The 10,800-nt window shown below is 56.7% G+C and carries 11 protein-coding genes and 1 pseudogene; 6 read left to right on the forward strand and 6 right to left on the reverse strand.

Going from position 1 to position 10,800, the window contains the following annotated elements:
* Positions 1-301: 301 nt before the first annotated feature.
* The 3 genes from CUC53_RS16030 to CUC53_RS16040 all read right to left on the reverse strand — a co-directional run bounded on the left by CUC53_RS16030 (position 302) and on the right by CUC53_RS16040 (position 2,813).
* Complete coding sequence (locus CUC53_RS16030) at positions 302-505, reverse strand: hypothetical protein (RefSeq protein ID WP_100295062.1); 204 nt, start codon at positions 503-505, stop codon at positions 302-304.
* A gap of 189 nt (positions 506-694) precedes the next feature.
* Positions 695-1,372: a MarC family NAAT transporter gene (locus CUC53_RS16035; RefSeq protein WP_100295063.1), complete on the reverse strand. Its 678-nt coding sequence runs from the start codon at positions 1,370-1,372 to the stop codon at positions 695-697.
* A 151-nt stretch (positions 1,373-1,523) separates the two neighbouring features.
* On the reverse strand, positions 1,524-2,813 hold the full coding sequence (locus CUC53_RS16040) for an MFS transporter (protein WP_100295064.1): 1,290 nt from the start codon (positions 2,811-2,813) through the stop codon (positions 1,524-1,526).
* A gap of 179 nt (positions 2,814-2,992) precedes the next feature.
* Here CUC53_RS16040 and CUC53_RS16045 point away from each other — a divergent pair, with 179 nt between their 5' ends.
* Positions 2,993-3,664, forward strand: coding sequence for a Dph6-related ATP pyrophosphatase (locus CUC53_RS16045; protein WP_100295065.1), 672 nt, complete (start codon positions 2,993-2,995; stop codon positions 3,662-3,664).
* A gap of 98 nt (positions 3,665-3,762) precedes the next feature.
* On the opposite strand, the gene CUC53_RS16050 is transcribed toward CUC53_RS16045, so the two are convergent.
* On the reverse strand, positions 3,763-4,029 hold the full coding sequence (locus tag CUC53_RS16050; RefSeq protein ID WP_100295071.1) for a hypothetical protein: 267 nt from the start codon (positions 4,027-4,029) through the stop codon (positions 3,763-3,765).
* Positions 4,030-4,197: 168 nt separating this feature from the next.
* Here CUC53_RS16050 and CUC53_RS16055 point away from each other — a divergent pair, with 168 nt between their 5' ends.
* The 4 genes from CUC53_RS16055 to CUC53_RS16070 all read left to right on the forward strand — a co-directional run bounded on the left by CUC53_RS16055 (position 4,198) and on the right by CUC53_RS16070 (position 7,886).
* On the forward strand, positions 4,198-5,019 hold the full coding sequence (locus CUC53_RS16055) for an HDOD domain-containing protein (RefSeq protein ID WP_100295066.1): 822 nt from the start codon (positions 4,198-4,200) through the stop codon (positions 5,017-5,019).
* A 128-nt stretch (positions 5,020-5,147) separates the two neighbouring features.
* Positions 5,148-5,669 (forward strand): GNAT family N-acetyltransferase, encoded by a 522-nt coding sequence (locus CUC53_RS16060; RefSeq protein WP_100295067.1) that lies wholly within the window; start codon positions 5,148-5,150, stop codon positions 5,667-5,669.
* Between the two features lie 130 nt (positions 5,670-5,799).
* The gene (locus tag CUC53_RS16065; RefSeq protein ID WP_100295068.1) at positions 5,800-7,116 is read left to right on the forward strand and encodes a sphingomyelin phosphodiesterase; all 1,317 of its coding nucleotides are present in this window, start codon (positions 5,800-5,802) and stop codon (positions 7,114-7,116) included.
* On the forward strand, positions 7,113-7,886 hold the full coding sequence (locus CUC53_RS16070; RefSeq protein WP_100295069.1) for a hypothetical protein: 774 nt from the start codon (positions 7,113-7,115) through the stop codon (positions 7,884-7,886). Before CUC53_RS16065 ends, CUC53_RS16070 begins: the two co-directional genes overlap by 4 nt.
* A gap of 1 nt (position 7,887) precedes the next feature.
* Here CUC53_RS16070 and CUC53_RS16075 read toward each other — a convergent pair whose 3' ends face one another.
* Both CUC53_RS16075 and tpx read right to left on the reverse strand, forming a co-directional pair.
* On the reverse strand, positions 7,888-9,108 hold the full coding sequence (locus tag CUC53_RS16075; protein WP_100295072.1) for a DEAD/DEAH box helicase: 1,221 nt from the start codon (positions 9,106-9,108) through the stop codon (positions 7,888-7,890).
* 162 nt (positions 9,109-9,270) lie between these two features.
* Positions 9,271-9,771 carry a thiol peroxidase gene (gene tpx / locus CUC53_RS16080; protein WP_100295070.1) on the reverse strand — a complete coding sequence of 167 codons (501 nt, stop codon included), beginning with the start codon at positions 9,769-9,771 and terminating at the stop codon, positions 9,271-9,273.
* A gap of 203 nt (positions 9,772-9,974) precedes the next feature.
* On the opposite strand from tpx, the pseudogene CUC53_RS16085 reads away from it, so the two are divergent.
* Positions 9,975-10,781, forward strand: a pseudogene (locus CUC53_RS16085) (cation transporter); the annotation flags it as partial.
* Positions 10,782-10,800: the final 19 nt, after the last annotated feature.

Consider the following 10,800-nt stretch of genomic DNA (forward strand, 5'->3'; position numbering starts at 1 on the left):
GTAAAGGGAAAAGAGGGTTGCGCTACATGGAGCTTCTCGCCTGAGTCAAAGCAAAATTGCGCGGCATTATACCCGCGCGAGCGAAAAATACCCAGCCCAGAGACAAGGCTCCTCTGCGGTTAATTTGGCTACCCATCCCTTGGGGATGAGATCGCGCTCAGTGCACCGTTTCATGAGTGAGATAGCGCAACGGTAAGTCGTTAAAACAAAAAACCGAAACCAAGTGAGTTGGTTTCGGTTAAGCCTAGCGGTTGACGTGCGGGCTAATGGTAGCCCTTGGCCTAACGAGCGATATTACCCATCAGTTCACCGAAATGGCTCTAGCATCGATAAAGTAGCGCGCGTTGCCCTGGGTATCGACTTGGATCTGGGCGACGAGCCGATCTTGGTATCGATACTCCCAACGCTGATCGATCATGTTAAGTGAGGGGCTGGTGACGCCAACCATGTTCAGGTATTCATGAAACAGGCTGTGGCTTCCTATTTCTGTCAGCGTCTTTTGCATCGGCATATCTCCTGAATTGAATGGATCTCATACAATCATGGACGGTTACAGTACGTAACTGGCTTGTATAAAAAACAGCCTAACCAGCCCCTCAGTTAATAACATGATCACACACAAGATCAGAGTAGATAATCAGACATTCCAGCATTTTTTTCCTGCGTTCCATCATACAAGCTGCAAACAGCCCATTTATGGCGTCGTGGGTGAGATGACGGCGCTAGCCTGCGATACCTGATGGAAAACGGGATCTTGTGCAACCTCTTTAATCCCGTTAATACAGAACTGCATACCCATGCAGACCAGCAAAAATCCCATGATCCGAGTCATGGCATCGATCCCCGTTGCGCCGAGTAATTTACACACAGGATCAGCCAGCTTGAGCACTGCCCAGCTGAGCAAACTCATCAACGCAAACGCGGTCACCATCGCGCTGTAAATCGTCACACGGTTGTAGTGCTCTGGCAGCTCAGCAATTTGGGCCGCGCCACTGATCACCAGTGCCATGGTCCCCGGCCCACACATGCTGGGCATCGTAAGCGGCACGAAAGCAATGCTCTGATTGATATCGACACCGCTTGCCTGACTGGGGGCTGGGAACAGCATCCGAAAACCAATAAACCCAATAATCAGCCCTCCTGCCAAACGTAAACCCGGGATCGATATGCCGAACAGATCCAAGATCGAAGAGCCAATGAAAAAGCTGACGCAGAGGGTACAGAACAGATAGATAGCCGCCAGATTGACTTGCCGCCGCACATGTTCGCGCGACATCCCCTTGCTCAGCCCCAATAACAAGGTGGCCGTTGTCGGTGGATTCACCATCGGGAGGAGCGCCAATAAGGCGAGAAACACCACTTGCAAGAACATAGTTGAGCCTCGAATTATCACTATGAGAACAATCGTGTTGGGCCCCTGATAGCAGGCCCAAATGGGAGGCTATCTTATGTCAGCCACGCTGAACACCGACCATACCAAAAGCCCCGAATTAATCGGGGCCATGGCAGAATCAGAGGGGTATTTACGCTTGACGCGCTGGTCGCAGCCAGAGATACAGGCCGATGGCAAAGCCTAACCCCGACAGGCTCACCACGTAGTGAGAAGGTGCCAGAACATCACTCTTAAGCCACACGGTGACGAGCATGGGGGTCAAACCACCAAACACGGCATACGCCACGTTGTATGAGAAAGACAACCCAGAAAAACGCACCACCGCAGGGAAGGCATTGACCATTACATAGGGCACGGCCCCCACAATACCAACGGCAAACCCCGCCAGCATGTAATAGGGGATCAGCATATCGGTGCCAGTAGCCAAGCTGTGATAGAAGGTATAACTGGCGCCCGCGAGCAGCAGAGAGCCCAGCATAAAGGTCAGGCCACTACCCAAGCTATCGGCCAATCGGCCATACACAATACAGCCAACGGTCAACGCCAAAATGGCCAGCGAGTTCGCCGTCAGCGCCTCGGCAGGGCTAATGCCATGCACCTTTTGCAGGTAAGTGGGCGTCATCAAAATGACCACCACAATGCCCGCAGACAGCAACCAGGTCAGTAGCATCGACATCAGCACACTGCCTTTGTGATTGTGCAATACCGTCTTCAGTGGTAGCTCCTGTGATAACGCCTTGTTGGCCTGCATTTCGGCAAACACAGGGGTTTCATGCAGCCAACGGCGCAGGTACATCGCCACAATGCCGAAGATCCCGCCGAGTAAGAACGGCACTCGCCAGCCCCACTCACTCACCTCTGCGGGCGTCAAGCTCTTGTTAACCGCAGTTGCAATCAGCGAGCCGAGCAAAATACCGGCGGTCAGGCCAGCAGTGAGGGTGCCACATGCTAAGCCTACCCGGCGGGCGGGCACATGCTCAGCAACAAACACCCAAGCACCGGGTACTTCTCCGCCAATGGCTGCGCCTTGCAAAATACGCAAACCCAGCAGCGCAATAGGCGCACCAATGCCCAGCACGGCATAAGTCGGTAGCAGGCCGATCAGTAACGTCGGCAGCGCCATCATCAAAATACTCAGGGTAAACATCCGCTTACGGCCAATCAGATCACCGAAATGGGCCATTAAAATGCCCCCCAGCGGGCGAGCAAGATACCCAGCCGCGAAAATCCCGAAGGTTTGGAACTGGCGTAACCATTCAGGAATATCCGCAGGGAAGAACAGCTCGCCAATCACCACCGCGAAGAAGACGAAAATAATAAAATCGTAAAACTCCAAAGCGCCACCCAGCGCCGCCAAGCTCAGGGTTTTGTAATCTTGCCGGTTAAGAGGGCGAGAGTGCTGCTGACTATCTGTCGACATATCTATATGTTTCCCATCGTTTTTTTAGTTGTTTTTTAGTTATTGTACCGGCGTAAAATCGCGGCCGATAAAAGCTCGTCGACAGTATGCTGGCGCCGCCTTTGATGTAAATTGCACAATTTGCAATATAGTCTTGCATCTTTGCAGAATGGACAACGTAGTCAGCCAGAGGAGGCAGGATGAATAAAAAGCGGGTATTACTCTCTTGGAGCAGTGGTAAAGATTGTGCATGGGCACTGTATCTCTTGCGCCAAGACCCTACTGTCGAGGTGGTTGGGCTGTTTACTACTCTCAACCAAGCGTTTGAGCGGGTAGCCATGCACGGAGTACGTAAACAGGTACTGCAGCAACAGGCCGAGTGTGTCGGTTTGCCGCTGATCACCATCGACCTGCCGTGGCCCTGCAGCAACGAGGATTACAGCCGCATCATGAGTGACTTTATTGCCAGGGTGGTCGCGGATGGCATCCAGCACATGGCTTTTGGCGATCTCTTTCTTAACGATGTACGGGCCTATCGCGAGCGGCAGTTAGCAGGAACAGGCATCACCCCCCTGTTTCCACTGTGGGGCAGTCAGACTGATGAGCTCGCGCGGCAGATGATAGCCGCAGGGCTACAAGCCAGAATATGTAGCCTAAACCCAAACCAGCTCCCCCCTCAGTTCGCGGGCCAACCATTTGACCAAGCACTGCTGGCCGACTTACCTGCAGGGGTCGATCCTTGTGGGGAAAATGGCGAATTTCACACCCTCGCTTATGACGGCCCCATGTTCTTGCGCCCGCTCGCGGTGACGGTGGGGGAAACCGTACAGCGCGATGGCATCGTCTTCACCGATCTACTGCTGCAACAATAAGGGAGGCAGCAGCAAACACGACGCCATCTGTTTGCTGCTTAGACACGCTAACGTGAGGGAAAGGTGAATGCCGCGCTTGCTTTGGCAGGGCGCAGCGCTCACTCATCGGCCCAAGGCATCTCAGGCAAGCTATCCAGAAACTGCTGATAACGCGCGAAGCTAAACGGCCCCTGTTCAGCCTCCATGGCCATTAGCTCCGCCCCTAGGGCACAGGCGATATAGTGTCTCGCCTCCTCTTTGGGCGTACCCGTCATCACCAACCGCATTAAGGTTGCTGTCACATGGGCTGGGTGGTTGTCGCTCAGCTGATTGTCCACGATGTCGAGCAAGCTGGCTTCATCAAAAAATGGCTGTGGGTCGTTCATGATCGTTTCGTAATAAGGGGGGGCGGCCAGTATAAACACAATCTGGCTCAACACCTTGATAGATAAATCCAGAGCGGCTCCTGTGAATACGTCCTTTCTTACCCATAATCACTGGGTGTTTGCTCAAGCAAACAGACTGGAATACACATCACATGGATGGATACCCTTATGCCCACGATAGATTCTCTGTTGGCTCACCCCCATAATTTACCCAAAATCCCCGAAGTCATGCTGGAGCTGATCCAGACCCTGCACGAAAAAGACACGGATTTACTGAAAATAAGCAGACAAATAAGCAAAGATCCCGTTATTTCGGCCAAATTACTGCGCTTAGCCAACTCGGCCAAGTTTGGCTGCAGCCGTCAGGTTGCGAGCGTGAATGACGCGACCGTCAGGCTTGGGCTCGCCATGGTACGGAACATGGTCCTCGCTTGTGGCCTAACTGAGTCAGTGCATTCCGTCCCAGGTATCGACCTTAAGCATTTTTGGGGCAATGTGTTTAACGTGGCCGAATTGGCGAGCCGTTTAGCCCAGCGAGTCGGCATCCCCCCAGAGCAGGTGTTTACCTGCGCACTGCTGCACGATCTCGGGCGACTGATCATGCACGTGGGCTTGCCAGAAAACACCGTACATCACATCCATGACCTAGAGCTGCACAAAGGGCGTGCCAAAGCAGAAGAGCTGGTCGTCGGCTTTAACTATGCCCAAGTGGGTGCTGTGATGACTCGGCTCTGGAAGTTTCCTGACACCATTTGCAACGCCGTGAAATATCACTACAACCCACTGGCGGCAGACACGTTTTCTGCAGAAGCTGGCTTAATTCATCTGGCCATCGTGCTCGCCGCACAATCGGACGTGACAGAGGTTGCCCCGCCCGAATGGCCGCAGCCGGTCGCCGATAAGCTCGCGCTGGCGTGGGCCGATTGTGCGGCTGAATTTATCAACTTACGCAACCATGGCAGTGGTTATGCTGGGTTGCTGGCGGCATGAACGTCGGCTTGCTGACTCATCAGGGGCCGCGATCCGGCCCCTTTGCTTTTGTCACTGCAGAGATAATTTCTTGCTCGACCCCGCAGTGGGCGGCATGATCTGGGCTGTCGTTATCGAGACCCGTCACCATGATCATCGCCAAGCGCTTGCAACTGCGTGAGCTGACCACACTAGATGCCCCGTTTATCCTCACATTACTTAATGACCATGACTTTTATCGCTACATTGGTGATCGCGGGATCCATACCTTGGCGCAAGCGCAGGAGTACATCCAGCAAGGACCTATCGTCAGTTATAGCCGCTATGGTCATGGCTTGTACTTGGTCGAACGGCGCGCGGACGGCGCTAAGCTAGGGATTTGCGGCCTAATCAAACGAGACACCCTGCCCTGTCAAGACATCGGTTATGCCTTGTTGCCCAACTATCGTGGCCAAGGTTACGCCCTAGAAGCCGCACAAGCCGCGCTACAAGATGGCCGTGAGCGACTCGGTATTAACCGAGTCATCGCCATTGTGGCACCGGGTAACGACCGTTCGATCGCGCTGCTCACCAAGCTAGGCTTGACATGCCGTGGTCTGCTTGCGCTCGGTGAAGGGGCCAGCGCCAGCCTGCTATTTGAGCCCGCCACCGACACCGAACCGGTTAGGTAATACCACGTCAATCCCCACGCAGCCAAAACGAAACGCTTTCCATTCCATATTAATAATTTTGTAATTTTAGTGTCTTTTTTCCGCTGGAAAATATTCGTTTGACACCATGTCAAATTCCAAAGGAACTAAGATGTACAAACAAATCAGTTACGCCACCCTTCTCTTGATCAGCCCAGTCGCACTCTCTGCACTGGCAGATACCGATGTCTATCTCACCAATAACAGTGCAGCCCCCCTGCAATTAGAGGTACGTCAAACGGGCAGTGCTCAATTACAGCAAGGGAGCGAGTGGGTACAGCATAAGAAGACGCTTGCCCCGTGGGAGAGTGCGGTCGTGCTTAGCATCAACCGTTATCAGGGGGTAAAAGCCGGCAAGTCTTACCAATTTGAAACGCGGGTTACCACGGCGGGAGGCGATACGTATCGTCTGAACCAGCAGATCGAAGGCACCTCACTGAGCAGTAACCTACTGCATAGCGGGGATACCCCAACTGCCAGCTCCGGCTGGAAAAATGATCGCACGATTTACCGTGTTAAAGGGCCGCAAGAACTGGCCTTCTCCGCCAAATTTACCGGTCGCTATGATGACCTCCACTACATGCTAACGCCACCACTGGCGCAGGAGCAGCCACAACCCGCCCCCCACATCCTCAAAGTTGCCAGCTATAACGTCTGGGCCTTGCCGATGGTGGCCTCTAGCATTGGTGAGCGGCTGGCCCTGCTGCCAGCACACCTCAAGGGCTTTGATGCACTGTTGCTGCAAGAGGCGTTTGATGGCCGCCGCGAAGGGTTATTGCAAGCGCTGGCGAAAGAGTATCCCTATCAGACCAAGGTGCTCGACCAACCGGGTGCTAACGTCCACGATGGCGGAGTCGTGATCGTCAGCCGTTACCCCATCGTGCGGGAAGCACAGCGGGTCTACCCCGATTGCAGCGGCACCGACTGCTTCGCCGACAAAGGGGTGGTCTATGCCGAGGTGATCAAAGGCGGCAAAGCATGGCACCTGTTTGCAACCCACACCGCCAGTTTCGATACCGATGAGGCCAGAAAGCTGCGGCAGACCCAGTTTGGCCAGATCCGCGAGTTCGCCGCCAGCCTCAAGATCCCACGCACCGATACCGTGATCTATGGCGGCGACTTTAACGTCAACAAGCGTAAATTTGCCGACGATTACGCTAATATGCTGACCAATCTCAACGCGAGCGAACCGACCTACGGGGGCTACACCGAGGCCACCTTTGATCCCAGAATCAACCCGTATGCGGGTCAGGCCCTCTCCGGTGGTAGCAATATCGAGTATCTCGACTATCTGGTCGTCAGCCGTGATTATGGTGCGGCCCGCCAAAATAGTAACGTGGTCTGGATTCCCCGTAGCAGCGATAGCACGCTCTTTCCTGCCAGCAATCTCTCCGACCACTTCCCCGTCAAAGGCGAGATCACACGATGAGACGTCGTTACCTGCTGCTGCCTTTGGCCTGCCTGCTGGGGTGGTTCGCCTGCGAACCGCAGCCCACACAGTCAGTGTCGCCCCAGCGACAGCTGCCGCATGCTGTCGCCCCCAGCGGTTCGGCCACGCCGACCGCCCAGACCCCGCCAGCGCAGGGTCTACCGGCACCGGTGGCAACCGCCGCGCCCTCAGCGGATTGGCAAGCAATCCCCGAGGAGATGAGTCAGCAGCTCGCCAGCGAGATCAGCCGCAGCGATCTACCGCTGGCCGAGCGGCTGGCCAATCTGGCAACGCTGGAAGCGCAATGGTTGGATGGCAAGGAGAGCCTGATCGGCCTGCAAGGGCGTTATGCACTGGCATTAACAGAACTGGCTAATGCCAGCGAGCAGCTACCGCTAGCCGAGCGGGTGGCAGCACTGACGGCATTGCAAGACCAGTGGGCAGCCCAGTATCCGGCGCTGGCCAGCGATCTGTTCAACCCCGATGCCCGCCTGCTCCAAGCTCGACAACTGTGGGGCGATGATGAGCTGGCAACCCTGGCTCAGCACTTCTTGCCCGCCGCCAACGCCGAGGCCACGTTGCAGTTTGCCAACCAGCGTCAGCAGCAGCTGGCTCAGCGTGACCGCTATCAGCAGCAGCTGGCAGCCCTTGAACAGCAGCTAACAACCAGTCAGGGGGGGATGGCTGGGGCCGATTGGCAGCAACATCGGGACGCGGTGATCAGCCAATGGCGACAGGATTTCTTCGCTCGGGAGCAGGGCCAGCCGTAGGCTAGCCCTTCCCCTTGAACTGCTTGGCGCTGCGTTTGCTGGTGGTGCGACGGTTGGCCTGCTTGTCACGAGGAGGCCGCTTGCGCTCGCTGCTGGCGGGCAGGTCAGTCACAGGGAAACCGGCGAGCGCCTCAAGCGGTAGCGCCTGCTCGGTCAGGGTGCGGATCGCCTGCAGGGTGTCATGCTCGCCATGACAGACCAGCGATATGGCCATCCCACGCTGCCCAGCCCGAGCAGTGCGGCCAATACGGTGAATATAAACAGCGGCACTGGCTGGCAGATCCAGATTGATCACCAATGCCAGCGCCGCGATATCGATCCCACGCGCCATCACATCGGTGGCCACTAATACCCTTAGCTTGCCCGCTTTAAAGTCCGCCAATACCTGTTCACGTACCGTTTGCGTTTTCTCGCCATGGAGCGCGGCAACCGTAATGCCCGCTTTAGCCAGTTTGCGAGCCACCCCATCGGCATCATCTCGTGCACTGATAAACACCAACACCTGAGGCCATGGCTGATCCTTGAGCAACTGGATCAGGGCGGGCACTTTGCTGCTCTTATTGACCAAAAACAGCCGTTGCTCGATGGCGCTGGCTACCCGATTGGGCGTATCGGCTTCGATCCGGATGGGTGCGCGCAGCAAACCCATCGCCAGACTGTCGAGCGCCGCCGGCAAGGTGGCAGAGAACAGCAGGGTTTGGCGGGTGGCGGGGATGACGCCGAGCAGCGCCTGAATATCGGGCCAAAATCCCATCTCCAGCAGACGATCTGCCTCATCCAGCACCAAATGGTGGACCCCATCCAACCTCAGCAGCTGCTGCACCAGCAGATCCCGCAGCCGCCCTGGCGTCGCCACCAGCAGCTGCGGCCGTTGTGCCAATGCCAGCTGCTGTTCTGCCTGTGCCACGCCGCCGCACAGCGTCACTAGGCGCAGCCCCCTTGCAGTGGCCAGCGGGTGCAGCGTAGCGCTCACCTGACCGGCGAGCTCACGGGTTGGCACCACAATCACCCCCTGAATTTGATCGGTCGTGGCATGGAGCTGCTGCAACAACGGCAGGCCAAACGCCATCGTCTTACCGCTGCCGGTTGGCGCAAGCGCGAGCAAATCCTCTCCTGCCAGGGCGGGGGCAATGGCCAACTGCTGGATGCGGGTAGGGGTCTGCAACGAGGCAGGGAGGGCAGCTAACAGGTCGGCACGCAGGCCAAGGTCGTCAAAGGTCATGGGATCAGGCGAGTCATTGAGATCGAAGCGGCAGTCTAGCCAGCGCATCGCCAGAAGTAAAAGGGCGGGACTTAGCTCAATCGACGTGGCGCCACGCGACAGATAACAAAACGGCCTGCCCTGTGTACACAGGGCAGGCCGGATGTTCACACCCGCGAGGTATTACAGGGCAGCTAGCGCCGCTGCGTAGTTAGGCTCGTCGGCCACTTCGGCCACCAGCTCGCTATGCAGCACCTTGTTCTCTGCATCCAGCACCACGATGGCGCGAGCAGTCAGCCCCACCAGCGGACCAGAGGAGAACGCCACCCCGTAGTCTTGCATAAACGCCGCACCGCGCTGAGTGGAGAGGGTGACGACCTTATCCAACCCTTCTGCGCCACAAAAACGCGCCTGCGCGAATGGCAGGTCAGCAGAGATGCTCAGCACCACGGCATTTGCCAGCCCGCTGGCCTGCTCATTGAACTTGCGCACGGAGGTGGCACAGGTTGGGGTATCGACGCTTGGGAAGATATTGAGGATCTTGCGCTGACCAGCAAAGCTTGCCAAGGTCACATCGCTGAGGTCTTTGCCGACCAGTGCAAAGGGTTTGGCCTGCTCGCCAACGGTCGGGAAGTGGCCAGCTACGGAAACGGCTGTGCCTTTGAGGGTAACAGTGTTGCTCATGTGTTATGTCCTTTTGGTTATGGTGTAAAAAGAGGGGGGCCCAGTATAGGCATGGGAGGGCGTCATAAACACCCGCCAATATCAGGGATAAGCATGACTGTGGTCATAAAAAAACAGTTTGACCTTAGACCTAACACCAAGGTTTACCCTAGCACTCGTTACCTAGGGTCTCGCAGGGGCGAACCCCAACAGAGGAAGCCATCATGAGCAAATCCTGCTGCAACCAGCAACCCGCGGCCGCTAATCCGCAAGCCATGCCGCCCCCAGGGCGTCCACACGAGGCGCACGACTCGGCAACCACGCTCAGTGACCGTGCGAGCGTCTCCCCTCATCGCCAGCAACCACAGGATCACGGCGATGGGCCGGGGGATCCACATCATGGTCACGATCATGACCATCATGAGCATACCGAGGCCGCGCCAACTGATGCGCCACCGCCACCCCTCTTGGGATCAGCGAATCGCCACAGTTGGCAAGTGCTGGGGATGGACTGCCCGAGCTGTGCCCGCAAGATCGAAACCGCCGTCAGCCGAGTGGCCGGCGTGGAGCAGGCGAAAGTGCTGTTTGCCACGGAAAAGCTGGTGGTGGATCTGGCCCCCGGCCGTTCTCCCGATCCGATTACTGCGGCGGTGCTGGCGGCAGGGTTTCAGCTCAAAGGAGAGGGCGGTCACCAACCAGAGTCCACCAGCCCTCTGCCCCCCTCATTCGCGCTGCTCGGTAAATATTGGCAACCACTCTCGCTGGCAGGCTTGATGCTAGTCGCTGCACTGTTGCCTTCCACCATCGGTCAGCCACTGTTTACCTTGGCGACCTTGTGGGGATTGTGGCCCATCTCTCGCAAAGCGTGGGCGCTCACGAAAAGCGGCTCCCCCTTTGCAATCGAAACCCTGATGACAGTGGCTGCCATCGGAGCACTGTTTTTGGGAGAGACCGCCGAAGCGGCCATGGTGCTGCTGCTCTTTATGCTGGGGGAACACCTAGAAGCCTACGCGGCTGGGCGGGCCCGCGCAGCCGCGTAGGCTTCTAGGT

It is taken from the genome of Aeromonas cavernicola (assembly GCF_002795305.1).
Taxonomy (GTDB): domain Bacteria; phylum Pseudomonadota; class Gammaproteobacteria; order Enterobacterales; family Aeromonadaceae; genus Aeromonas; species Aeromonas cavernicola.

What these genes read in the sequence shown, in the direction of transcription:
- CUC53_RS16030 (WP_100295062.1), bottom strand. Translation starts at nt 505, where the DNA reads ATGCAAAAGACGCTGACAGAAATAGGAAGCCACAGCCTGTTTCATGAA.
- CUC53_RS16035 (WP_100295063.1), bottom strand. Translation starts at nt 1,372, where the DNA reads ATGTTCTTGCAAGTGGTGTTTCTCGCCTTATTGGCGCTCCTCCCGATG.
- CUC53_RS16040 (WP_100295064.1), bottom strand. Translation starts at nt 2,813, where the DNA reads ATGTCGACAGATAGTCAGCAGCACTCTCGCCCTCTTAACCGGCAAGAT.
- CUC53_RS16045 (WP_100295065.1), top strand. Translation starts at nt 2,993, where the DNA reads ATGAATAAAAAGCGGGTATTACTCTCTTGGAGCAGTGGTAAAGATTGT.
- CUC53_RS16050 (WP_100295071.1), bottom strand. Translation starts at nt 4,029, where the DNA reads ATGAACGACCCACAGCCATTTTTTGATGAAGCCAGCTTGCTCGACATC.
- CUC53_RS16055 (WP_100295066.1), top strand. Translation starts at nt 4,198, where the DNA reads ATGCCCACGATAGATTCTCTGTTGGCTCACCCCCATAATTTACCCAAA.
- CUC53_RS16060 (WP_100295067.1), top strand. Translation starts at nt 5,148, where the DNA reads ATGATCATCGCCAAGCGCTTGCAACTGCGTGAGCTGACCACACTAGAT.
- CUC53_RS16065 (WP_100295068.1), top strand. Translation starts at nt 5,800, where the DNA reads ATGTACAAACAAATCAGTTACGCCACCCTTCTCTTGATCAGCCCAGTC.
- CUC53_RS16070 (WP_100295069.1), top strand. Translation starts at nt 7,113, where the DNA reads ATGAGACGTCGTTACCTGCTGCTGCCTTTGGCCTGCCTGCTGGGGTGG.
- CUC53_RS16075 (WP_100295072.1), bottom strand. Translation starts at nt 9,108, where the DNA reads ATGACCTTTGACGACCTTGGCCTGCGTGCCGACCTGTTAGCTGCCCTC.
- tpx (WP_100295070.1), bottom strand. Translation starts at nt 9,771, where the DNA reads ATGAGCAACACTGTTACCCTCAAAGGCACAGCCGTTTCCGTAGCTGGC.